The organism is Mesorhizobium dulcispinae, assembly GCF_033977345.1.
GTDB classification, from domain to species: Bacteria; Pseudomonadota; Alphaproteobacteria; order Rhizobiales; family Rhizobiaceae; genus Mesorhizobium; species Mesorhizobium dulcispinae.
Genome location: NZ_JAVIIY010000026.1, coordinates 1 through 21,638, shown reverse-complemented (window position 1 = coordinate 21,638; position 21,638 = coordinate 1). Strand labels below are relative to the sequence as shown.

Below are 21,638 nucleotides of genomic sequence, written 5' to 3'. Positions count from 1 at the left end.
CGTCCACGCATGCCGACCAGTGCCGAGCCCCAGCCACTTTCAGCCAGCACAGAGCCTTACGGTCGCATCGTCGTCCGGGCGGCACTGTGGCTCGCGTTGCTGGCGCCATTCTTCTATTCGACCTACGGCTTCGCCAACTGGCTCGCCTCGACGCGCGACCATGTCGGCAGCATCGTGTTCTCCTGGGAGCACCACGTCCCGTTCATCGCCTGGACGATCGTGCCCTACTGGTCGATCAACCTGTTCTACGGCCTGTCGCTGCTGCTCAACGACAGCAGGCAGGGCGTCGACCGGCTGGCCGGCCGCTATCTCACCGCGCAGGTCGTCGCCGTCAGCTGCTTCATCCTGTTTCCGCTGACCGCCACCTTCGTGCGGCCGGAAACGAGCGGCCTGCCGGGTTTCCTGTTTGCCGTGCTCGGCGGCTTCGACAAGCCGTTCAACCAGGCGCCGTCGCTGCATATCGCGCTGTTGGTGATTATCTGGGATCACTGGCGCCAGCGCCTCGGCGGGACAATCCTGCGGTTGTGGCATGCCTGGTGCTTCCTGATCGGCGCCTCGGTGCTGACGACCTGGCAGCACCATTTCATCGACATCCCGACCGGCGCGCTGCTCGGCTTCTTCGCGCTGTGGGTGTTTCCGGCCCGGGGCGAGTTGCCCTTCGCCGGTTTCCGCACGACTGCCGACGGCAAGGCGCGACGGCTTTCGCTCTGCTACGCGCTGGGCGCAGCTCTGGCGCTGGCCGGCGCATCCATCGGCGTTCTCTGTTCGGCCGCTGCGCTGTGTCTCTTGTGGCCTTCGCTGGCGCTGGCCATCGTTGCCTTCGCCTATGCCGGGGCCGGGCCAAAAGTGTTCCAGAAGACGGCGGATGGCCATGTGTCGCTGGCAAGCCGCATCCTGCTCTGGCCTTACAGGCTGGGCGCCCGGATCAATGTCTGGGCATGGACGCGCAAGCTGCCGCCTGTCGTTGCGGTCACCGACGGCGTCTTCCTCGGGCGCTTTCCCGATGCTGCCGAAGCCGATCGCTTCGGCACGGTGATCGATCTCGCCGCCGAGCTGGAGCGGCCGCGCGACGCGCCAGGCCGCTGGGAGAGCTTCGGCATGCTCGATCTGCTGCCGCCACCGGCGGACACGCTCGACAAAGCGGTGGCGGCCATCGAACCGGCGCGCCGGCAAGGCATGGTGCTGGTCTGCTGCGCGCTCGGCTTCCAGCGCAGCGCCGCAGTCATCGCCGAATGGCTGGTCGCGACCGGCCGATCGCATACGCCGGCGCAGGCGCGCAAGCAGCTCGCCGCGTCCGGCCGGCCGGTGCATCTTCAGGTCGGACTGGACGAGCCGGCATGACGGACGAAGCCTATCAGCAGCGGACAGCCGCCTTCGCCGCCATGCTGGTCAAGCAGGCGGCATGGCCGGCCGCGATCGTGCTCGCCGGCGACAGCATCGCGCCGCTGGTCGCCTCGGCGCGCGGCGCGCTTCAGGCGCCGATCGCGGTGCTAGCGCTGCTGATCGCGGCGGCAAGCGCCGTCGTGGTGCTCGGGCTTACGGCGCTTCTCCTTTTTGACGCAATGCTGTTTCGCTTGATGGCGAGCCATGAAGACGAAGCCTCTGGGGGCGCCGCCGTCGACGACATTCTGGCACGCATGCGCCTGAAGCCGGCCCCCTCGTCTCCGCGCCCGCTCGACGACCGCATTGCCGGAACGCGCCGACTGCTTGCCCGGCAGCGCATCGCCTTTGCGATTTTCGTCCTCGCGTTCCTGACGGCTGGATTCTGGATGCCGCGATGAGCAGGCTTGCGCTCCGGACCTTCACCCTGCTGCAGACGGTGACCTCCGTCGGCCTGTCGGCGCTGGCCTGGGCCGTGACCGGCGTGCGACCGATCTGGAACGGCAGCCAGCCTTCCGACCGTCAGCGCATCTACTTCGCCAACCATACCAGCCATGGCGACTTCATCCTTCTGTCGGCCTGCCTCAACGAGACGGAGCGCGCCAAGACGCATGCGATCGCCGCGGCCGAATATTGGGGAAAGTCGCGGCTGCGCCGGTTCATCGCCGAGGACATGCTGTCCTCCGTGCTGATCAGCCGGCAATGGACGAGCGAAGCGGAGCACCCGATCTCGATCATGCTCTCGGTCCTCGATCAGGGCCACTCGCTGATCATCTTCCCGGAAGGCACCCGCAACATGAGCGAAGAGCTGCTGCCCTTCCGCTCCGGTCTCTACAATCTGTCGGTGGCGCGGCCGGATGTCGAATTGATCCCCTGCTGGATCGAGAACATGTCGCGCGTGCTGCCCAAGGGCCAGTTCCTGCCGGTGCCGCTGCTTTGCCGCGTCGTCTTCGGCGCGCCGGTGGCGGTGGCACCTGGCGAGGAACGCCGCGCCTTCCTCGAGCGGGCCCGCGCAGCCCTTCTGGCGCTGAACCCGCGCCCTGATTGAGACGATTGATGCGCCACGAAATCAGTATTTTGATCATCGGCCTTTTCGTGGTGCTGAGCACCGCCAGCGTCACCGCCGGCATCCTTTCGATGCGTGCACCAAAACCGCTGAGCGCGACGCTGGTCAACCTCACGCAGCGCATCAACGCCTGGTGGGTGATGGTGGCGCTGATGACGGTCGCCTTCTTCTTCGGCCGCTACGGCATGACCATCCTGTTCGCGCTGATCTCGTTCGCCGCGCTGCGCGAATTCGTGACGCTGACGCACAGCCGCCGCAGCGACCATTGGGTGCTGCTCGGCATGTTCGGCATCGTCATTCCGTTCCAGTACTGGCTGGTGTGGACGGCCTGGTACGGGCTGTTCGTGATCTTCATCCCGGTCTACTGCTTCCTGCTGATGCCGGCGATCACGGCGCTGCATGGCGATACGGAGCGCTTCCTCGAGCGCATCGCGGCGCAGCAATGGGCGATCATGATCTCGGTCTACTGCGTCAGCCATGTCCCTGCCCTGCTCACGCTCAACGTGCCGGGCTTCGAAGGCCGCAACCTTCTGCTCATCGCCTTCCTGATCATCGTCGTGCAAGGCAGCGACGTGCTGCAGTACATCTTCGGCAAGCTGTTCGGGAAGCACCGCTTCTCGCCGACAGTCTCGCCGTCGAAGACCTGGGAAGGCCTGATCGGCGGGCTGGTCGCGTCGAGTCTGCTCGGGGCGCTGCTCTCTTTCATCACGCCGTTCTCGCCGCTGCAGGCCTCGGCCGTCGCCTTCGTCGCCTGCACGATGGGCTTCCTCGGCGGGCTCGTCGCCTCGGCGATCAAGCGCGACCAGGGCGTCAAGGACTGGGGCCATCTGATCGAGGGCCATGGCGGCATGCTCGACCGCACCGACAGCCTGGTCTTCGCCGCGCCGATCTTCTTCCACATCGTGCGCTATTTCTGGACGGTTTGAGCGTCACCGTCGGCATGCGCCGGCGGTGATCCAGAGGCCGGTCTCACCCAAACATCGGAAAATTTTCAGAAACCGTTCGGGATTTCCCGGAGCGGAAACAGCAAGAAGATCGGGCTGGCGAAAGGCAGGCCGCAAACGCCCGATCTCCTCTCCAGCCGATACATTTCCGGTCGCCGCATCCTCCCCGCACGACCGCAACCTGGGCATGGAGACAACATGATTGCCGCACTTTTCCACAACAGGCCGCTGAGGCGCCGCCTCGTCGCGGGCTCGATCGCCCTCCTAGCCTGCGGCGCAGCACTAGTCTGGCACGGCGCAAGAAGCGAGGCCTCGAACGCTAAGCCGTCCCCACCGGAGACGAAGTTCGTCAAGGCGATAGCGGTCGCCCCGATGCTCAGCGCTGACACCCGCACCGCCGTCGGCGAGATACGCCCGAGGCTCGAAAGCGACCTCGGCTTCCGCGTATCCGGCAAGCTGCTCGAACGCATCGCCGAGATCGGCGCGGCGGTGAAGAAGGGCGAAGTGCTCGCCCGCATCGACGATCAGGACTATCGCAATCGGCTCGCCAGCGCCGAGGCCGATGTCGCCGCCGCGCAAGCCGTGCTTGTCGAGGCAAGTGCCGCCGAGGCCCGCATCGGCGCGCTGCTCGCCAAGGGTTTTACGACGCGCGCCAATTATGACGCGACGCTGAAGAATCTGCGCTCGGCACAGGCCAAGCTCAAATCGGCGAGCATCGCCTTCGAGATGGCCAGGGACCAGCTCGGCTATACCGAGCTGCATGCGGAATTCGACGGCATCGTCACCGCGACCGGGGCCGAAGCCGGCCAGTCCGTCAATGTCGGGCAGATGGTGGTGCGCGTCGCCGATCCAGAGAGCCGCGACGCCGTGTTCTCGATCGCGGAAGCTGCTTTCGCCAACGCGCCTGACACGAAGCGGCCGCCGCGGGTAACCGTCTCGCTGCTCAGCAATCCGGCGATCACGGCGGTCGGCACCATCCGCGAGATCGCGCCGATGGCCGATGCCGCGACCCGCACCTTCCAGGTGAAGGTCTCGATCGAGAATGCGCCCGACGAGATGCGCTTCGGTGCAAGCGTCGCCGGCCGCGCCGAGATGGGTGACGCGCCGGTCATGATGCTGCCGGGCAGCGCGCTGTTCGACAAGGACGGCCAGCCGGCCGTCTGGGTCGTCTCGCCCTCGTCGGCGGTGGAGCTCAAGCCGGTCACGGTCGCCCGCTACGAGACCGACCGGGTCGTGGTCAGCGACGGGCTCGCCAACGGCGACCTGGTCGTCACCGCCGGCGTAAACCGGCTGCGGGAACATGAAAAAGTCCGTATCGTTGAGGGAGAAGGAAAATGACCATGTCCAAGACAAAGGTCCTGATCGCCGGCGCTGGCCCGACCGGGCTGACGCTCGCGCTCTGGCTGACCAGGCTCGGCGTGCCAGTGCGCATCTTCGACAAGGCCGCGGCTCCCGGCGAAACATCGCGGGCGCTTGCCGTCCAGGCGCGCACGCTGGAATTCCACCGCCAGATCGGCATCGTCGACGACGTGCTGGCGGAGGGCGTGCGCATCGAGCGGCTCACCGTGCATACGCCGGCCGGAATAGCGGCGCGCCTGCCGCTCTCCGATTTCGGCCGCGGCGTCAGCCCCTATTCCTTCGCCTTCGCCCTGCCGCAGGATATCCACGAGCGCGTGCTGATCACGCATCTGGAGCGCGCTGGCGTCAAGGTCGAGCGGAGCACCGAGCTCGTCGCCTTCCAGGACAGAGGCGACGCGGTCGTCGCGACCTTGAGCAAGGAAGGCCGGACCGAAACCGTCGGCGCCGCCTATCTCGCCGGTTGCGACGGCGCCCACAGCGCCGTGCGCCATGGGCTAGAGATCGGCTTTCCCGGCGGCGCATACGAGCAGTCCTTTTACGTCGCCGACGTGAAGGGGCGTGGCGAGATCACTCGCAACGGCCTGGATACGACGGTCAGCGCCTATGGCTTCGCGATCGTCATGCCGGTCCGGCAGTCCGGTTCGGTCAGGCTGATCGGCATCGTGCCGAAGGCGCATGAGGCCGACGAGACGATCAGCTTCGAGGCGATCCGCGCCGATGTCGAGCGCGACACCGGCGTCACTGTCGACGAGGTCAACTGGTTCTCGACCTACCGCGTGCACCACCGCGTCGCCGAGCGCTTCCGCGTCGGGCGCGTGTTCCTCTGCGGCGATGCCGGCCACATCCACAGCCCGGCCGGCGGCCAGGGCATGAATACCGGCATGGGCGATGCGGTGAACCTCGCCTGGAAGCTCGCGGCGGTTGTACAGGGCCGGGCCGATCCGCGCCTGCTCGACAGCTACGAGCCGGAGCGCATCGCCTTCGCGCGCAAGCTGATCGAGAGCACCGATACCGCCTTCCGCTTCATCACCAGCCGCTCGCGGCTCATCGGGCTGTTCCGCCGCTACCTGATGCCGAAGATCTTGAACGCGCTGCTCCACACCTCGTTCGGCTCCCGCTTCTTCTTCGGCGTGATCTCGCAGGCGGCGATCCAGTACCGTGCCGGGCCGATCAGCTCGGGCATGGCGGGCAAGGTGAGCGGCGGCGACCGCCTGCCCTATGTCGTCGTCGGCACCAATGACGACAATTTCGAGCCGCTGCGGTCGCTCGACTGGCAGGTCCATGTCTATGGCGATGTCAGTTGCGATTTCCGGGCGATGCTCGCGCCGATCGGCATCCCGATTCACGCCTTCGCCTGGAGTGACGAGGCCGCGAAAGCCGGCCTGCAGCGCGACGCCGCCTATCTGGTGAGGCCCGACGGCCACGTCGCGCTCGCCTCGCCGGTCCAGGAAGCAGCAGCCTTCCAGCGCTATCTCGCCGGCCTCGCCGTCAGGCCGAGGCTTGCCGAGCGCGCGCCTTACCGAGTGCCGGGCACCATGCACAGCCTGGCCTGAATTGCCAGGCGTCCGCCACATGGCGGGCGCCGACTGAACCCCGACCGTCAATTGTTTTGGCCAGCCGGCAGCCCGCCGGCGGAACGCGCCTTTGCGCGCGCTGAGAGGGAATCGCGTCATGACCAGCTTCAATCTTTCCGAATGGGCGCTGCGCCACCGGAGCTTCATCGTCTATCTGATGATCGCGGCAGCTCTTGCCGGCCTCTATGCCTATCGCGGCCTTGGCCGCGAGGAAGACCCGCCCTTCACCATCAAGACCATGGTGGTGAAGACGATGTGGCCGGGCGCCAGCACCAGCGACACCGTCGAGCAGATCACCGACCGCATCGAGAAGAAGCTCGAGGAGCTGCCCGACCTCGACTACGTCAAGAGCTACACCAAGCCCGGCGAATCCGTGGTCTTCGTCAACCTCAAGGATACGGTGGCCGGCGACCAGGTGCAGCCGCTCTGGTACCAGGTGCGCAAGAAGCTCAACGACATCAAGCCGACCCTGCCGTCCGGCGTGCAGGGCCCGTTCTTCAATGACGAGTTCGGCGACACCTATTCGCTGATCTATGCGCTCACCTCCGACAGCCTCAGCCATCGCGAGCTGAAGGATCTGGCGACCAGCCTGCGCGCCGGGCTGCTCACGGTGAAGGATGTCGCTAAGGTCGACCTCATCGGTCAGCAGGACGAGAAGATCTACCTGGAATTCTCGACGCAGAAGGTGGCGGCGCTCGGCCTCGATGTCGGCACGCTGTCGCAAGCGCTGCAGGCGCAGAACGCTCTGACGCCGAGCGGCACGGTCGACGCCGGACCCGAGCGCATCGCCATCCGCGTCTCCGGCAGCTTCACCTCAGAGGAAAGCCTGAAGGCGATCAACTTCTATGCCAACGGCCATTACTTCCGGCTGGGCGACGTCGCCGAGGTCAAGCGCGCCTATTCCGACCCGCCGCAGCCGATGTTCCGCTTCAACGGCAAGCCGGCGGTCGGCATCGCCATCTCGATGACCTCGGGCGGCGACGCGCTGGCGCTGGGCGAGAACGTCAAGGAGAAGATGCATGAGATGGAGGCCGAGCTGCCGCTCGGCGCCGAACTCGGCCTGGTCGCCGACCAGTCGCATGTGGTCGAGGAATCCGTCGGCGAGTTCACCAAGAGCCTCGGCGAAGCGATCGCCATCGTGCTTGCCGTGTCGCTGCTGGCGCTCGGCTGGCGCCCCGGCGTCGTGGTGGCGGTTGCCATCCCGCTGGTGCTGGCGATCACCTTCGTCACCATGGAGTACTTCGGCATCTCGCTGCAGCGCATCTCGCTCGGCGCGCTGATCATCGCGCTCGGCCTGCTGGTCGACGATGCGATGATCGCGGTCGAGATGATGATCGCGCGCATGGAGGAAGGCCACGACAAGATCTCGGCCGCCACCTATGCCTACACCTCCACCGCCTTCCCGATGCTCACCGGCACGCTGGTGACGATCGCCGGCTTCGTGCCGGTCGGCTTCGCCAAGAGCGGCGCCGGCGAATACTGCTTCTCGCTGTTCGCGGTCGTGGCCATCGCGCTGGTCGTCTCCTGGGTGGTGGCGGTGCTGTTCACGCCTCTCACCGGCGTCTTCCTTCTGCCCGATCGCATCAAGGGCCATGGCACCCACGAGCCGTCGCGCATTGCCCGCGGCTTCCAGGCGATGCTCGAGATGGCGATGCGGGCGAAGTGGCTGGTGCTGTCGGCGACGGCCGGGCTGTTCGCGCTGTCGGTCGTGGCCATGGGCTTTGTCGGCCAGGAGTTCTTCCCGAAGTCCGACCGGCCCGAGGTCATGGTCGACCTCACTCTGCCGCGCACCGCCTCGATCAAGTCGACGGACGCCGTGGTCGAGCGCGTCGAGAAGTTGCTTGCCGCCGATCCCGACATCGACCACTGGAGCTTCTATGTCGGCCAGGGCGCGGTGCGCTTCTACCTGCCGCTCGACGCGCAGCTCGCCAACGACTTCTTTGCTCAAGCCGTGGTGGTGACCAAGGGCCACGCCGTGCGCCAGGCGGTCATCGACCGGCTGGAGAAGCAGCTGTCGACCGGCTTCGACGACGTCATGGCCCGCGTCACGCCGCTGGAGCTCGGCCCGCCGGTCGGCTGGCCGCTGAAGTTCCGCGTCAGCGGTCCGGATCCGGACAAGACGCGCAGCCTCGCGCAGCAGTTCGCGCAGGTGCTGGGCAGCGACGCCGCGGTGCGCAACATCAACTACGACTGGAACGAACCGGCCAAGGTCATCAAGGTCGATGTCGACCAGGACCGGGCGCGCGCGCTGGGCATCTCCTCGCAGCAGCTGTCGGAGACGATCAACGCGGTGCTGTCCGGCTCGAAGATCACGCAGATGCGCGACGACACCTACCTCGTCGACATCGTGGCCAGGGCGGTGGACTCCGAACGTGCCAGCATCGACACGCTGCGCGGCCTGACGATCAGCGCGTCCGGCGGACGGCGCGTGCCGCTGGAACAGGTGGCGAAGCTCACCTACCAGACCGAGCCGCCGCTGATCTGGCGCCGCGGCCGCCTGCCGACCGTTACCGTGCAGGCCGACGTCGCGCCGGGCAACAACGCCACCTCGGTGACGCGGCGGCTGGAGAGCGCCATCGCCGCCTTCAAGGCGGAGCTGCCGGCGCGCTACAGCGTCGAACAGGGCGGCGTGATCGAGGACAGCGCCAAGGCGCAGACCAGCATCTTCGTGGTCTTCCCGCTGATGCTGTTCATCATGGCCACCGTGCTGATGGTGCAGCTGATGAGCTTCCAGCGCCTGGTGCTGGTGCTGCTCACGGCTCCGCTTGCGATCATCGGCGTCGCTGGCGCGCTGCTCGTCTCCGGCGCACCGATGGGGTTCGTCGCGATCCTCGGCGTGATGTCGCTGATCGGCATGGTGATCCGCAACTCGGTGATCCTGATCGCGCAGATCGACCAGCACATCGCTGCAGGCGAAGAACCCTGGGCCGCGGTGATCAGCGCCACCACGCACCGGCTGCGGCCGATCCTGCTGACTGCGGCGGCCGCCATCCTCGGCATGATCCCGATCGCGCCGACCGTGTTCTGGGGGCCGATGGCTTACGCCGTGATGGGCGGCCTGTTGGTGGCGACCGTGCTGACGCTGGTCTTCCTGCCGACGCTCTACGTCGCCTGGTTCGGCATCAAGGCGCCGGCTGAGACCACTCCGGCGGCTGATGCGATGCCGGCCACCAATGAAGCTCAGCCACTGGCCGCCTGAGCGAAGCCACGGCGGAACCCCGTGGCAGTTCTTCGTCGCCGCCGACGTGCTCGTCGTCGGCTACGTCACAACCGCGGCGCACTGGCTGTTCGTGGTTGCTCACCTGGCGGTAATGGCGGGTTCGACCCGGCTTGCCGCCTCATCCTCCCACTAGACCTTATCAACATCAGGAGAAACGAAAATGCCTTTGAAATCCGTGAAGAAATTCCGTTCGGCGGCGGCCCTTTTCGCGCTCGCTCTAACCGTTGTCGAGATCGTCGGCACCGCCGTCCCGGCCCTGTCGCTGGTCGGCACCGCCGAGGCCCGCATCGGCGCGCCATGGACGCCGCGCAGCGCCGCCGGCGTCGCCCGCCGCACCACGACATGGCGGATGCTGAGGCACACCACCGCTTGGGTCGCCACGCTGCCGGCAGGCTGTGTCCGCACCAAGGTCAACGGCTTCGATGTCTGGCGCTGCGGCGGCACCTATTACCGGGCCTATCAGGGCCGCTATATCGTGGTCGTCGTCGATTGAGGCGCCTCGGGCGCAGCCTAAAGCGCGTCGCGCTGAAACGGATTCAGGCGACGCGCTTTAGGTCTTTGTTCTTGATGCATGTCGTTATCCCAGAACCGCTGCGCACTTCTGGGCGACATGCATTAAGCACGTCGCGCTGAAACGGATTCAGGCGAGGCGCGTTAGGCTTTTGTTTTTGATGCATGTCGTTATCCTAGAACCGCTGCGCACTTCTGGGCGACATGTATTAGCCGAGGGCAAGTCTGACGCCTTCGGCGAGATGCTCGGCATCGGCGCTGCACTCGAACGGCACGCCGCGCAGCGCATAGTCGAGGGGCGAGAACGGATCGCCCTCCTCGATGAGGGCGATCTGCCGCCGCGCCTTCTCCATCTCGCCCATCTGGGCATAGCAGGCGGCTAGCCTTGTCCGAATCCAGGGCGCCGGCCGCGTCGCGAGCTCCAGTGCCTCCGCCGCCTGGCGGTATTCCCCCATCATGTAGAGCGCGAGCGCGCGGTCGAACTGGTACCAGTGCGGGTGCAGCGGATCGATACGGATGCCTCTAGCCAGCCAGGTCAGCGCTTCCAGCGGCCGGCCGCGCATGGTGAGCAGCATGCCCATCTGCTCGATGCTGTCGGCATCGTAAGGGTTGAGTTGCAGCGCGATGCGCATGTGATGCTCGGCCGCCTCGTGGTCGCGCATATAGAGGCGGATCAATGACTGCACGCGATGGCCGGTCGGCTGGTCCGGCGACAGGGCCAGGCCCTTGTCGGCAAGGTCGCGCGCATTTTCCAGGACGGCGTCGCTGGCGCGTCCAAACTCCCCGTCCAGCGAGCGCGCCAGGGCGAGATAGGAGTAGGCCAGCCCGTAATTCGGGTCCTTGGCGATCGCCGCCTCGAACAATGCCTCGGCGCCGCGCTGGTCGGTCTGGGCCGGGTCGCGCAGCAGCGCGAAGCCGCGCAGCAGGAGCTCGTAGGCGGCAAGGCTGGTCACCGGCTTGCGCGCGGCATGCTCCAGTCCGGCATTGGTCACCCGCGTGACCAGCCGGCTGACGATCTGTTCGACGATCTCGCGTTCGATCGCGAACAGGCCGGCGCCCTGCGACTGGTAGCGGTCGCCCCAGAGCTGGCTCGCGGTGGCGATGTCGACGAGGCTGACGGCCACCACGACATGCTCGCCCTGCCGGCGCAGCGACCCCTCGACCAGATAATCGGCGCCGATGCGGGCGCGGATCTCCGGCCACTCGGCGCGACCGAAGGAGGAGAAGGAAAAGCTGGAGTTCCGCGCGAGCACGGTGAGGGTGCCGAAGCGCGCCACGCCATTGATGATATCCTCGGCAAAGCCGTCGACCATCGCTTCGTCGGCCGGATCGCCGCTGTCGTTGCGAAAGCGCACCACCGCCACGATCGGCTGGCTGCTGATCTCGGGCGCGCCCTCGGCTTCCGCGGCAAGCATATAGCCGCGCTTGGGGACGGTGCGCACCATGTCCTCGCCAAGCACTTTGCGGATCTCGCGTACCGACTGGGTGAGCGAATCCTCGGTGACGTAGACGCCCGGCCAGACGACATCCATCAGCTCCGATTTCGGCACGACGCGACCCATGTTGCGGGCAAGATGCGAAAGCAGCGCATAGGCTTTCGGGCGCAGGAACAGCGGCTCGTTGACGCCGCGCAGCGTCCCCCGGGCCAGGTCGAGCGTGAACCCGCCAAACCGGAAGACCTGATCGGCCATCGCCGTCGTCATCGGGACACCCCTTCCCGCCTAGTACGCATAGTGCCAAGTCGATCCCACTCAACCCGGCATGCGCGTTGCCATTATTGCCCACTGCGCAATTTCGATCAAACTGGCTGTTGGTGCGGTGGCTAGTGTCGCCGCGCCAAATGCGAGGAGCCATGAACCCGACCGAGAAAGCGCTGTGGTTTGTCGAAAGCCATCTGCCGGATGCGATCTCGCTCGACGATGTCGCTCAAAGCAGCGGCGTGTCGCGCTTCCACGTGACGCGGGCCTTCGGCGCGGCCACCGGGCGGTCGGTCATGGGCTATATGCGGGCGCGCAGACTCAGTGAAGCGGCGCGCAGCCTCGCCGGCGGCGCGAGCGATATCCTGGCGGTCGCGCTCGATGCCGGCTACGGCTCGCATGAGGCTTTCACACGAGCCTTCCGCGACCAGTTCGGCACCACGCCGGAACTGGTGCGCGCGCAAGGCTCGACCCGAAACCTCGACCTCGTGGAGCCGATCTTGATGGACAGTTCACTTCTCGCCACGCTCGAGCCGCCGCGCTTCGAGATCAGCCGGCCGCTGCTCATTGCCGGGCTCGGCGAGCGCTACAGTTGCGAATCAAGTGCCGGCATACCGATGCAGTGGCAGCGCTTCGGCCCGTATTTCGGCAACATCCCCGGCCAGATCGGCGACGTCGCGTACGGCGTCTGCGTCAACGGCGACGATGCCGGCAATTTCGACTACGTCGCCGGCGTCGAAGTGTCGGATTTCTCCGACCTGCCCAAGGACTTCTATCGCGTGAGGGTGCCGGCGCAGAAATACGCCGTGTTCGCGCATCGCGAGCACATCTCGACGATCCGCAGGACCGTCAACACGATCTGGAACAAATGGCTGCCGGCCTCCGGCCACGAGATCGCCGACGCGCCGGAATTCGAGCGCTACGGACCCGAATTCGATCCGCGCAGCGGCAATGGCGGACTGGAGATCTGGGTACCGGTGAAGAATTGAGATGCACGAGCTCTGCCCGAATCCGGGTCAGGCCGAGTCGAAAATGGTGGGTTCCGAGAACCGGAGCGGAGCGTACTTGAAGTACGTGAGCATCGGAAGCGCAGGAAGCCGCCATTTGCAGGCCGGCCTCACCCGGATCATAGCTCCAAATTCCAGGTCTGGCCGACCAAGTCCTTGCCGAAGGAATGGTGGCGCTGTTCCTCGACCAGCGCGAAACCTGCCGCCTGGTAGATGCGGCGGGCCGAGCCAAGAATGTCGTTGGTCCACAGCGTCAGCGTCCTGTAGCCCTTGGCGCGCGCGAAGGCGATGCATTCGTCGACCAGCCGCCCGCCGATACCTAGACCGCGCGCCGACGGCTCGACATAGAGCAGCCTGAGCTTCGCCACCTTGGGCGACTTGCGCACGACAAAGACCGAGCCGACCACCTCGCCTTCCCGTTCGGCGACCCAGCTGCGCTCCCATTGCGGGACGAAGTTCTTGACAAACTCGCCAAGGATCTCGGCCACCAGCGCCTCATAGGTTTCATCCCAGCCATATTCCTGCGCGTAGAGCAGGCCCTGGCGATGCGTGATCCAGCCGATGTCGCCCACCTGCAGCGGCCGCAGGATGTAGGGTACCTTGGGCTCGGGTTTGTCGCCTAGCAGGTCCTGCACGGTGCGCATCGCCTTGACCAGCCGCTCCCGATCGGCCGGCGTCAGGCGATCGAGCAGCGCGCGCACCTGGTCGTGCGAATCCTGGTTGAGCGGCGCGAAGGCCTCCCTGCCCGCCGGCGTCAGCGCAATCGGCGAGCGCCGCGCATCGGCCTCCGAAGCGGCGCGCTCGACCAGACCGCGCTCCTCGAATTTCTTCAACAGACGGCTGACGTAGCCTGGATCGAGACCAAGGTCGCGCACCAGGTCGCTGGCGACGAGGCCGTCGCGATGGGCAAGCTCGTACAGCACCCGTGCCTCGGTCAGCGAGAAGCTGCTTTTCAGCCAGCCTTCATCGAGCACGCCGATCTGGCGGGTGTAGAAGCGGTTGAAGGCGCGCACCGCATCGATGCGCTCCTTGCCGGGATGGTCGTGGATGGTCATGGGAGTTCCTCCTGTCGCGGATAGGATCAAGCATTTAGTTGACTGAGTCAATAAAGTGATCAAAGTGGAGCTTCGCAAGCTTGCGAGGTTCCACTCGTCATTGACGCCGGATACGATGAGGCGGACGCGGAGATAGTGTGATGGAAAACATTCGACCCATTAGGACCGAAGCCGACTACGACTGGGCGATTGCCGAGATCACTCGTTATTTCGAGAAGGAACCCGCCCTCGGCAGCCAGGAGGCCGACCGCTTCGATATCCTGGCAGCTCTTACGGAGGCTTATGAAGCCAAGCATTATCCGATTGAGACGGCAGCGAGATAAGCGCTCTCACCCCATCGGCAGCGCCGGCCAAAGCTCCACGATACGCCCGCCCGAAAACACCGCGATCGAGCCGAAATGCTGCAGCACCGCCTCGCTCTGCGTCGGCCGCAGGAAGGCGTAGTCGCCGGGTTTCACGTCCGCCCCGGCCGGCAGGCCCATGAACTGTTGGTTGGACGACAGCCCGATAAGCCCATTCGGCCCCATGCCTTCCGGGAACACCGGTTCGGCCATCCACTTGCCGCCGTAGAGATAGCTGCCCTTGCGCGGGAAGAGGCCGAGCGCCTGCAGCGTCCTGGAAACCGCCGCCGGGCCGGGCAAAACCGGATCGAGCACCTTCAGGATCGGCGTGGCGATCAAAGCCGCCGGCTGGAAGCCGGCAAGGCCGGGCGTGTCGAAATCCTTGGGCAGCACGAAGGCCGAGCCGATTGACACTTCGTTGGCCGCGCCTGCGCCATGCAGCAACGCCGTTTTCGAGCCGCCGATGTTGAGGATGCGGCGCTGGGCCGGATCGAGGACGGCAGCGAAATCGGCGGCCTTGGCCGAAGCCTTCTTCAGCGCTTTTCCCAACCCGCCGAACAGGCCGGGGATCTCGGGCGCATGCGCTTCATAGGCCATCATGCCTTCGCAGCGCAGGCCTTTTGGAATCGAGAGCGCCTTGATCTCGGCGGGACTAGAAAACCCACCGCGGTGCAGGCCGACATCGACCTCGAAGGCGAAACGCAATTCGGTGTCGAGCGCGGCGGCGAGCGCGCCATATTCGGAAAGCCGCTCCGGCGTGTCGATCAGCCAGCAGACGCGCGACCACCAGCCGGCGCCGCCCCTGGTCAGTGCCGCCTTGGCAGCACCCAGCGGCATCGGCTTGCCGTAGAGAAGATCGCCCTCCGGGAAGGCGTCGAGCACGGCCTGCGTCACTGGCGGGTGGAAGGTCATGAAGCGGTTGGTTTCGAGCGCTCTCGCGATATAGGAAAGCAGCGGCAGACAAGGCAGCGACTTGTCGACCAGCCGCACGGCGAGGCCAGGTGCCAGCCTTTGCTTCACCAGCGCGATGTTGGCGTCCAGCCGGTCGCGGTCGAGCACCAGACAGGGCCGAAAGATCTCGGCCGCCTTCAGCGCCTTCGACAGCTCGGCGAAATCGACGCTCATAACTCGATGCCGAACAGGCCGGCCATGTAGGGCGACACGAAACGGCTCTGAGGGTCGATGTCGCGCCGCACCGCCATCGCGTCGTCCCAGCGCGGATAGAGTTTTCTGAAATCCGCCGCCTTGAGGCTGTGCATCTTCCCCCAATGCGGCCTGCCGCCATATCTCAAGAAGATCGGTTCGGCCGCGCGCATGAAAGGCAGCGGGTCGTTCGCCGCATCGTGGTGGATGGCGATCGAGCAGGTCAGCCTCTTGTGGAAGGGCGAAAGCCAGAACTCGTCGGGCGCCACCGACCGCACCTCCATCGGGAAATAGACTTCCGGAAAGTGCTTTTCCGTCAGTTCGATGATCTCGGCCAGCGCCTTTGGACCTTCCTCATAAGGCAGGTGGTACTCCATCTCGTTGAACTTGGTGCGGCGGTCGCTGGCATAGACGTTCAGCCAGTCCTGCACATAGTCCTCGGACGGCACCTTTTTTACGGCGCCTTTGATCAGCGCGCGGCGCAGCGAGGGCAGCCAGCGCAACGCGGTGCGCAGCTTGCGCAGTGTCGCCAGCCCTTCCTCGTCGTCTTCTGTCGGCCGCGGCGTCGGCGCTGCGTCGCTCAGATCGCTGGCGATGAACTGCGCGTAGCCGGAAAACGGGATGTAGTAGAACTCGGCCGAGCGATGCGCGGCCATCATCGTCTCGAAGTCGCGCAGCATGTCGCCGATCGGCAGCACCCATTTGCGGCGCCGCAGCCGGTAGGTCGCGATGTTGTTCATCGTCACTTCGGTGAGCACGCCGAACGCACCGAGCGCGACGCCGGTGGCGTGGATCATGTCCTGATCCCCTGCCCGGCTGTATTCGCGCAATTTGCCTCGGCCATCGACGAACTGCACCGTCTCGAGCTGCGTGTGGTAGGCGCCCAGCGTCGGACCGGAGCCGTGCGTGGCTGTGCCCAGCGCGCCGCCGATCGCCTGGCGGTCGATGTCGCCCATATTGGGCAGGCCCTGGCCGATGCCTTGCAGGATGTGCATCAGCGCGCCGAGCCGCGTGCCCGCCCTCACCCTTGCTCGATTGGTTGCGGCGTCGTGCGAGACCAGCCCCTCGATCTTCTCCAGCGAGACGATGGTGCCGTCCGACTGCACCAGCGGCGTGAAGGAATGCCCGGCGCCGGCGACGCGCAGCGGGCCGGGCGCCGAGCGCACCAGTTCGGCGAGTTCGCCGATGTCGGCGGGCGTGGCGATCAGCTTCGGTGCAGCCTTGACGAAGCCCGACCAGTTGCTCCAGGCGTTTGCCATCGTCACCTCTCGCTCACGCTGGAACGCGGCGCCGCCCGGCCAGCACGAAAACGCCGAGCAGAGCCACGCTGGCGAGCGCGCTTGCCGCGGCGAATTCCGGCACGGGCCGAAAATTTTCGCCGTCGATCAGCAGCGAGGCGGCGATCGGGCCGATGGCGAGGCCGAAGAGCTGCGCGGCCGGCACCAGGAGCACTGCCGTTCGCGTCTCGTCGGCGGTGATCGCCATGCGGATCTGATAGGGCACGATGAAGAGCAGGATGAAGCCCATCACCAGCGCCACCGCCCAGAACACGACAAGCCCCGGGCCGGACGCGAGCAGCGCCGAGCTGATTGCAGCGACCGCGCCGATGACGGTGACGGCGAAGCGATAATCTATGCGCGCCTCGAAGACGGTCGCTGTCATGGCGCCAACCACCTGCGCGGCGAGGCTTGCCGAGACCATCAGGCCGACGGTGCGGCCGTCGATGCCGAACTCGGCGCCAAGCGGCTCGAGAAAGGCCCATACGGCGCCGAAGAACATGAAGTAGCAGAAGATCGAGAGCAGCGCGGTCATCGCCGGCACGGTGAGCACATTGGCAAAATGCTCGTCCTTCGGAAGATCGGCATAATCGTCCGGCACAATCCAGGCGACGACCAGCGAGATGAGGCAGACAATGCCGAGCGCGACGAAGCCGCCGGCCGAGCCGGCCGCAGGCACGGCATAGAGTGCAAGCAGCAGAGCCAGCGCGCATTGCGCCAAGGTCTGCAGCGTGACGAAATAGCCGCCGATCCGCTCGGCCCGGCGCGAGCGGGCAATCAACTCGGTGGCGACGGCGACAAGCCCGCCCTCGGCAAGGCCTGCGAGCGTACGCGCGGCAATCAGCGAGTTGGGGCTTTCGGAAAAGGCAGTCCAGAAATTCGCCAGCGCGAGCACGACCAAAAGCACGGCGCTTTTCCAGCGCATGTTGCGTGCCGGCAAGAGCATCGCCACGATGGCCGAACCGATGGCGATCGCGATCATCTCGGCGGTGGCGACCAGCGCCAGCTCATCGCCGGTGACGTGGCCCTCGGTGTAGAGGGCGCCGAGCAGCACTGGCTGCAATCCCAGGATGAGCAGACCGACGGAGCCGATCCAAAGTGCCGAGGCAAGTTGCAGGCCGGTCGGGTTGCCGACCAACCAGTCACCCTCTTCCACATGTCCGGCATCGGCAGCGGTCACGAGATGCTCTCCCTTGCAGCCCGCAGAAAACTGACAAGTTGTCAGCATTTGGCAAAACTGATACTTGATCATGTTTGATGTCAACCGGAAATTTGGATGTTCCGTGCGAGATTTGGCCGTGTGAGATTTGGCGCATGACGGACGCAAGACGAACGGCGACGGAACCGCGGCGCAGGCCCAAGCAGGAGCGCAGCCGCGAGCGCATTGACGCGATCCTCGCCACGACCATGCGGCTGATCGGTGAGAAAGGCATCGACGCGGTGACGATGAAGGAAGTCGGCGCGCTGGCCGGCGGGCCGATCGCGACGGTCTATCACTACTTCCCGAGCAAGTCGGCGATCCTGGCGATGCTCTATGAGCGGTTCTCGGAAGAGAGCCGCGCCCGCTTCGGCGCAATCATCGCGGAAATCCGCGGGGTGGACGACGTAACACAAGCGGCCGACCGCCTGCTCGATGACTATTACGGCCGCGTCGCGGCGGACCCGGCGATCCAGGACCTGCAGAATGCGATCCAGGCCGACAAGGCGCTGCAGCATCTCGATATCGCCGAGACGCGGCATCAGGCGAAGATGTTCTGCGACCATGTGGCGCCGATGCTGAAGCCCGAGCATCGCGAGGCGTTCGGGCGCGTGGTGTTCCTGATCTTCCAGCTCGCCGGCGGCGTCGTGCGGCTGGCGCTGACACAGGATGAGGCGGAGGGACGGCGCACGATCGAGGATTATCGCTCGATCATCCACGCGCAGTTGCGGTTGTTTTTGTAGGATAGTGCGTGCTGACTTGGCTCGACGCCCTAACGGTCGTCATACTCGGGCTTGACCCGAGTATCCATGCCGTGATCCTTGGCGTAGAGTGCAACCGTGCAGGATTCTGTAACCGTTGCAACGCCTTAGCGTCACGGCATGGATCCTAGGGTCTGCGCGCGTCGCTTCGCTCCTTGCTCCGCCCTAGGATGACGACCCAATGGGCACTGCACCCCCCTCGCCGTGCTTGGCTGCCTCACCCGGCATCCAGCTTCGGCCCCAAGATCTCCACCAGCCAGTCCACAAACACCCTCACCCGCGGCGACAGCAGGCGGCTGGGCGGGTAGAGCACCGAGATCGGCGTGGGCGTCGGCGGGAAATCGGCAAGCACCTCGACCAGCCGGCCGGCCTCGATATCATCCGCGTAACGGAGTTTCGGCGCCTGGAACAACCCGAAGCCCAGCCGAACGAGCGCGGCGCTGGTGTCTGAATTGGCAACGGTGACTCGCGACGGCAAGACCACTTCACGAACCTTGCCGTCGACGGTGAATTCCAGCGGCATCACCTGCCTCGTGCGCGACGACACGAAGCCTATCATCATGTGGCCGGCAAGATCATCCAACGTGCGCGGCACGCCGTGACGTTCGAGATAGGCGGGGCTGGCGACGGTGATCTCGCGCGCGATGCCGAGGCGCCGCACGATCATTTCGCTATCGGGCAGCGTGCCGGCCCGGATGACGCAATCGACGCCCTCGCGCACGAGATCGACGAGGCGGTCGCCCTCGCCGATATGCACGGTCAGGCCCGGATATCTGGCGAGCAGCGCCGGCAGTTCAGGCAGGAGGAAGGTGCGCGCCATGTGGCCATTGACGTCGACGCTGAGGCGTCCGCGCACCTCATGCGCGCCAAAGCCGCCTTCGGCATCCTCGATGTCGGCGAGGATGCCGATGCAGCGCTGGTAGTAGGCTTCACCGTCGAGCGTCGTCGTGACGTGGCGTGTGGTGCGGCGAAGCAGTTGCACGCCGAGCCGCTCTTCGAGTTGCTTGATCGATGCTGTCGCGCTGGAGCGCGGCAGGCCGAGATCGGCGGCGGCCGCGGTAAAGCTTCGCCTCTCCACTACGCGGGTGAAGAGCCGCATGCTGTCGAACTTGTCCATCGAGCAATTGTTCGCATAGCCTGAATAGTGTTGGCAATCCGTGCCCGATTATATCGCACCGTTAGGCGAGTATATGCATCTCCATCGCATGAAGGAGATTTCGCCATGACCACCCGCCCCATCGCCCTGATCACCGGCGGCAGCCGCGGCCTCGGCCGCAACACCGCGCTCAACCTCGCCCGCAAGGGCGTCGACGTCGTCCTCACCTATCGCTCGCGCGCCGACGAGGCGAAGACGGCGATCGCCGAGATCGAGGCGGCCGGCGGCCGCGCCGCGGCGGTCGAGATCGACACCGGCGTCGTCGCCACCTTCCCGGCTTTCGTCGCGGCATTGAAGAAGGCGCTCCGGGAAACCTGGCAGCGCGACCGCTTCGACTATCTGGTCAACAACGCCGGCACCGGTCTGCGCAAGCCGATCGCGGAGACGACCGAAGAGGAATTCGACACGCTGATGAACATCCACCTCAAGGGCGTGTTCTTCCTCACCCAGGCGCTGCTGCCGCTGATCAACGATGGCGGCCGCATCATCAACGTGTCGACCGGCCTGGCGCGTTTCTCGGTTCCAGGCTCGGCCGCCTATGCGATGATGAAGGGCGGCGTCGAGGTGTTCACACGCTACCTCGCCAAGGAGCTCGCCGCGCGCCAGATCACCGCCAACACGGTGGCGCCCGGCGCCATCGCCACCGACTTCAACGGCGGCCATGTGCGCGACGACGCCGAGATCAACCGCGTCGTTGCCGGGATGACCGCGCTCGGCCGCGCCGGCGTCGCCGACGATATCGGCCCGATGATCGCTTCGCTGCTGTCGGAGGACAATCGCTGGGTCAACGCCCAGCGCATCGAGGTGTCGGGCGGCATGAACATCTGAACGGCCCGGAATATACGCTCCGATCCGCTTGCCTTTGACATCGCGCCGTGCTTCGCCGCTGTTTGTCTGCGAAACACGGCGCTTCTATTTTGATACCCACCCGAGATCCGCCTTTTTCACCATCGCGTCATGGGCAGAAAAATTTCGCGCCATCGCCCCTTCCCGCGCGCCTTGACTCTCGCAAGCCACCAGCCTATCTCAGCGCCACGTTAGCACTCGCCCTAGGTGAGTGCTAACTCATATATCCGGCGGCCTCGCCGGATGGAGGAACAGTTCTCACCGTTCTCATTCGAGGAAGACAACATGGCAAAGTCCAAGTTCCGCCCGCTTCATGACCGTGTGGTCGTTCGCCGGGTTGAATCCGAATCCAAGACCGCCGGCGGGATCATCATCCCGGATACGGCGAAGGAGAAGCCGCAGGAAGGCGAGATCATCGCCGTCGGCTCCGGCGCTCGCGACGAAAGCGGCAAGCTCGTGCCGCTGGACGTCAAGGCCGGCGATCGTGTGCTGTTCGGCAAGTGGTCGGGCACTGAAGTCAAGCTCAATGGCGAAGACCTTCTGATCATGAAGGAATCCGACATCATGGGCATCATCGGCTGATCATCGGCCTCTCCATCAACTGAATTTTCGGGCTCGGTCCGAGCCCCTGTCAGGAGCTAACTATGGCTGCAAAAGACGTAAAATTCTCCCGCGACGCCCGTGAGCGCATGCTGCGCGGTGTCAACATCCTCGCCGACGCGGTCAAGGTGACCCTCGGTCCGAAGGGCCGCAACGTCGTCATCGACAAGTCGTTTGGCGCCCCGCGCATCACCAAGGACGGCGTCACCGTCGCCAAGGAGATCGAGCTCGAGGACAAGTTCGAGAACATGGGCGCGCAGATGGTGCGCGAGGTCGCTTCCAAGACCAACGACATCGCCGGCGACGGCACCACGACCGCGACCGTTCTCGCCCAGGCCATCGTCCAGGAAGGCAACAAGGCGGTTGCCGCCGGCATGAACCCGATGGACCTGAAGCGCGGCATCGACCTCGCCGTCGGTGAAGTCGTCACTGCTCTCGGCAAGGCCTCCAAGAAGATCAAGACCTCCGAGGAAGTCGCCCAGGTCGGCACGATCTCGGCCAATG

At 65.6% G+C, this 21,638-nt stretch carries 21 protein-coding genes; 15 read left to right on the top strand and 6 right to left on the bottom strand.

The features are described 5' to 3' along the window. Nucleotides 1–9 precede the first annotated feature (9 nt). The 9 genes from RFN30_RS30115 to RFN30_RS30075 all read left to right on the top strand — a co-directional run bounded on the left by RFN30_RS30115 (nucleotide 10) and on the right by RFN30_RS30075 (nucleotide 10,036). On the top strand, nucleotides 10–1,341 hold the full coding sequence (locus RFN30_RS30115; RefSeq protein ID WP_320265640.1) for a phosphatase PAP2/dual specificity phosphatase family protein: 1,332 nt from the start codon (nucleotides 10–12) through the stop codon (nucleotides 1,339–1,341). After that, nucleotides 1,338–1,781: a hypothetical protein gene (locus RFN30_RS30110; RefSeq protein ID WP_320265639.1), complete on the top strand. Its 444-nt coding sequence runs from the start codon at nucleotides 1,338–1,340 to the stop codon at nucleotides 1,779–1,781. Before RFN30_RS30115 ends, RFN30_RS30110 begins: the two co-directional genes overlap by 4 nt. After that, complete coding sequence (locus RFN30_RS30105; RefSeq protein WP_320265638.1) at nucleotides 1,778–2,428, top strand: lysophospholipid acyltransferase family protein; 651 nt, start codon at nucleotides 1,778–1,780, stop codon at nucleotides 2,426–2,428. The genes RFN30_RS30110 and RFN30_RS30105 overlap by 4 nt, the downstream gene beginning before the upstream one ends. Before the next feature lie 8 nt (nucleotides 2,429–2,436). Further along, nucleotides 2,437–3,372 carry a phosphatidate cytidylyltransferase gene (locus RFN30_RS30100; protein WP_320265637.1) on the top strand — a complete coding sequence of 312 codons (936 nt, stop codon included), beginning with the start codon at nucleotides 2,437–2,439 and terminating at the stop codon, nucleotides 3,370–3,372. 216 nt (nucleotides 3,373–3,588) lie between these two features. Next, the gene (locus RFN30_RS30095) at nucleotides 3,589–4,728 is read left to right on the top strand and encodes an efflux RND transporter periplasmic adaptor subunit (protein ID WP_320265636.1); all 1,140 of its coding nucleotides are present in this window, start codon (nucleotides 3,589–3,591) and stop codon (nucleotides 4,726–4,728) included. A gap of 2 nt (nucleotides 4,729–4,730) precedes the next feature. Continuing rightward, nucleotides 4,731–6,302, top strand: a complete 1,572-nt coding sequence (locus RFN30_RS30090; protein ID WP_320265635.1) for an FAD-dependent monooxygenase — start codon at nucleotides 4,731–4,733, stop codon at nucleotides 6,300–6,302. A 118-nt stretch (nucleotides 6,303–6,420) separates the two neighbouring features. After that, a complete protein-coding gene (locus RFN30_RS30085) occupies nucleotides 6,421–9,522 on the top strand; it encodes an efflux RND transporter permease subunit (RefSeq protein ID WP_320265634.1) in 3,102 nt (1,033 codons plus the stop codon). Then, entirely contained in the window at nucleotides 9,497–9,676 is a 180-nt protein-coding gene (locus tag RFN30_RS30080) for a hypothetical protein (RefSeq protein ID WP_320265633.1), read from the top strand. Before RFN30_RS30085 ends, RFN30_RS30080 begins: the two co-directional genes overlap by 26 nt. A 27-nt stretch (nucleotides 9,677–9,703) precedes the next feature. Further along, nucleotides 9,704–10,036: a hypothetical protein gene (locus RFN30_RS30075; RefSeq protein WP_320265632.1), complete on the top strand. Its 333-nt coding sequence runs from the start codon at nucleotides 9,704–9,706 to the stop codon at nucleotides 10,034–10,036. 226 nt (nucleotides 10,037–10,262) lie between these two features. Here RFN30_RS30075 and RFN30_RS30070 read toward each other — a convergent pair whose 3' ends face one another. Continuing rightward, on the bottom strand, nucleotides 10,263–11,756 hold the full coding sequence (locus tag RFN30_RS30070) for a winged helix-turn-helix domain-containing tetratricopeptide repeat protein (RefSeq protein ID WP_320265631.1): 1,494 nt from the start codon (nucleotides 11,754–11,756) through the stop codon (nucleotides 10,263–10,265). A gap of 149 nt (nucleotides 11,757–11,905) precedes the next feature. Between RFN30_RS30070 and RFN30_RS30065 the strand changes: the two genes are divergently transcribed. Beyond that, the gene (locus RFN30_RS30065; RefSeq protein ID WP_320265630.1) at nucleotides 11,906–12,739 is read left to right on the top strand and encodes an AraC family transcriptional regulator; all 834 of its coding nucleotides are present in this window, start codon (nucleotides 11,906–11,908) and stop codon (nucleotides 12,737–12,739) included. A gap of 137 nt (nucleotides 12,740–12,876) precedes the next feature. Here the strand turns inward: RFN30_RS30065 and RFN30_RS30060 are convergent, their stop codons facing one another. Next, nucleotides 12,877–13,812 (bottom strand): bifunctional helix-turn-helix transcriptional regulator/GNAT family N-acetyltransferase, encoded by a 936-nt coding sequence (locus RFN30_RS30060; protein WP_320265629.1) that lies wholly within the window; start codon nucleotides 13,810–13,812, stop codon nucleotides 12,877–12,879. Between the two features lie 140 nt (nucleotides 13,813–13,952). Between RFN30_RS30060 and RFN30_RS30055 the strand changes: the two genes are divergently transcribed. Further along, a complete protein-coding gene (locus RFN30_RS30055; RefSeq protein WP_320265628.1) occupies nucleotides 13,953–14,135 on the top strand; it encodes a transcriptional regulator in 183 nt (60 codons plus the stop codon). Between the two features lie 6 nt (nucleotides 14,136–14,141). Here the strand turns inward: RFN30_RS30055 and RFN30_RS30050 are convergent, their stop codons facing one another. Genes RFN30_RS30050 through RFN30_RS30040 form a run of 3 tightly spaced genes read right to left on the bottom strand, consistent with a single transcriptional unit; the run spans nucleotide 14,142 to nucleotide 17,753 of the window. Next, complete coding sequence (locus tag RFN30_RS30050) at nucleotides 14,142–15,278, bottom strand: alanine racemase (RefSeq protein ID WP_320265627.1); 1,137 nt, start codon at nucleotides 15,276–15,278, stop codon at nucleotides 14,142–14,144. Beyond that, a complete protein-coding gene (locus RFN30_RS30045) occupies nucleotides 15,275–16,555 on the bottom strand; it encodes a D-arabinono-1,4-lactone oxidase (RefSeq protein ID WP_320265626.1) in 1,281 nt (426 codons plus the stop codon). Before RFN30_RS30045 ends, RFN30_RS30050 begins: the two co-directional genes overlap by 4 nt. Before the next feature lie 13 nt (nucleotides 16,556–16,568). Next, a complete protein-coding gene (locus RFN30_RS30040) occupies nucleotides 16,569–17,753 on the bottom strand; it encodes an MFS transporter (protein WP_320265625.1) in 1,185 nt (394 codons plus the stop codon). A gap of 134 nt (nucleotides 17,754–17,887) precedes the next feature. Between RFN30_RS30040 and RFN30_RS30035 the strand changes: the two genes are divergently transcribed. After that, entirely contained in the window at nucleotides 17,888–18,514 is a 627-nt protein-coding gene (locus RFN30_RS30035) for a TetR/AcrR family transcriptional regulator (RefSeq protein WP_320265624.1), read from the top strand. A gap of 235 nt (nucleotides 18,515–18,749) precedes the next feature. On the opposite strand, the gene RFN30_RS30030 is transcribed toward RFN30_RS30035, so the two are convergent. Next, nucleotides 18,750–19,649 (bottom strand): LysR family transcriptional regulator, encoded by a 900-nt coding sequence (locus RFN30_RS30030; RefSeq protein ID WP_320265623.1) that lies wholly within the window; start codon nucleotides 19,647–19,649, stop codon nucleotides 18,750–18,752. Between the two features lie 105 nt (nucleotides 19,650–19,754). On the opposite strand from RFN30_RS30030, the gene RFN30_RS30025 reads away from it, so the two are divergent. The 3 genes from RFN30_RS30025 to RFN30_RS30015 all read left to right on the top strand — a co-directional run. Then, the gene (locus tag RFN30_RS30025; RefSeq protein WP_320265622.1) at nucleotides 19,755–20,516 is read left to right on the top strand and encodes an SDR family NAD(P)-dependent oxidoreductase; all 762 of its coding nucleotides are present in this window, start codon (nucleotides 19,755–19,757) and stop codon (nucleotides 20,514–20,516) included. 303 nt (nucleotides 20,517–20,819) lie between these two features. Then, nucleotides 20,820–21,116, top strand: a complete 297-nt coding sequence (groES, locus tag RFN30_RS30020) for a co-chaperone GroES (protein ID WP_040975262.1) — start codon at nucleotides 20,820–20,822, stop codon at nucleotides 21,114–21,116. A 62-nt stretch (nucleotides 21,117–21,178) separates the two neighbouring features. Beyond that, the coding region (locus tag RFN30_RS30015; RefSeq protein ID WP_320265621.1) for a TCP-1/cpn60 chaperonin family protein at nucleotides 21,179–21,638 on the top strand (460 nt) is incomplete at its 3' end.

Coding starts and splice junctions, on each gene's coding strand:
- RFN30_RS30115 (WP_320265640.1), top strand. CDS start 10: ATGCCGACCAGTGCCGAGCCCCAGCCACTTTCAGCCAGCACAGAGCCT.
- RFN30_RS30110 (WP_320265639.1), top strand. CDS start 1,338: ATGACGGACGAAGCCTATCAGCAGCGGACAGCCGCCTTCGCCGCCATG.
- RFN30_RS30105 (WP_320265638.1), top strand. CDS start 1,778: ATGAGCAGGCTTGCGCTCCGGACCTTCACCCTGCTGCAGACGGTGACC.
- RFN30_RS30100 (WP_320265637.1), top strand. CDS start 2,437: ATGCGCCACGAAATCAGTATTTTGATCATCGGCCTTTTCGTGGTGCTG.
- RFN30_RS30095 (WP_320265636.1), top strand. CDS start 3,589: ATGATTGCCGCACTTTTCCACAACAGGCCGCTGAGGCGCCGCCTCGTC.
- RFN30_RS30090 (WP_320265635.1), top strand. CDS start 4,731: ATGTCCAAGACAAAGGTCCTGATCGCCGGCGCTGGCCCGACCGGGCTG.
- RFN30_RS30085 (WP_320265634.1), top strand. CDS start 6,421: ATGACCAGCTTCAATCTTTCCGAATGGGCGCTGCGCCACCGGAGCTTC.
- RFN30_RS30080 (WP_320265633.1), top strand. CDS start 9,497: ATGAAGCTCAGCCACTGGCCGCCTGAGCGAAGCCACGGCGGAACCCCG.
- RFN30_RS30075 (WP_320265632.1), top strand. CDS start 9,704: ATGCCTTTGAAATCCGTGAAGAAATTCCGTTCGGCGGCGGCCCTTTTC.
- RFN30_RS30070 (WP_320265631.1), bottom strand. CDS start 11,756: ATGACGACGGCGATGGCCGATCAGGTCTTCCGGTTTGGCGGGTTCACG.
- RFN30_RS30065 (WP_320265630.1), top strand. CDS start 11,906: ATGAACCCGACCGAGAAAGCGCTGTGGTTTGTCGAAAGCCATCTGCCG.
- RFN30_RS30060 (WP_320265629.1), bottom strand. CDS start 13,812: ATGACCATCCACGACCATCCCGGCAAGGAGCGCATCGATGCGGTGCGC.
- RFN30_RS30055 (WP_320265628.1), top strand. CDS start 13,953: ATGGAAAACATTCGACCCATTAGGACCGAAGCCGACTACGACTGGGCG.
- RFN30_RS30050 (WP_320265627.1), bottom strand. CDS start 15,278: ATGAGCGTCGATTTCGCCGAGCTGTCGAAGGCGCTGAAGGCGGCCGAG.
- RFN30_RS30045 (WP_320265626.1), bottom strand. CDS start 16,555: ATGGCAAACGCCTGGAGCAACTGGTCGGGCTTCGTCAAGGCTGCACCG.
- RFN30_RS30035 (WP_320265624.1), top strand. CDS start 17,888: ATGACGGACGCAAGACGAACGGCGACGGAACCGCGGCGCAGGCCCAAG.
- RFN30_RS30030 (WP_320265623.1), bottom strand. CDS start 19,649: ATGGACAAGTTCGACAGCATGCGGCTCTTCACCCGCGTAGTGGAGAGG.
- RFN30_RS30025 (WP_320265622.1), top strand. CDS start 19,755: ATGACCACCCGCCCCATCGCCCTGATCACCGGCGGCAGCCGCGGCCTC.
- groES (WP_040975262.1), top strand. CDS start 20,820: ATGGCAAAGTCCAAGTTCCGCCCGCTTCATGACCGTGTGGTCGTTCGC.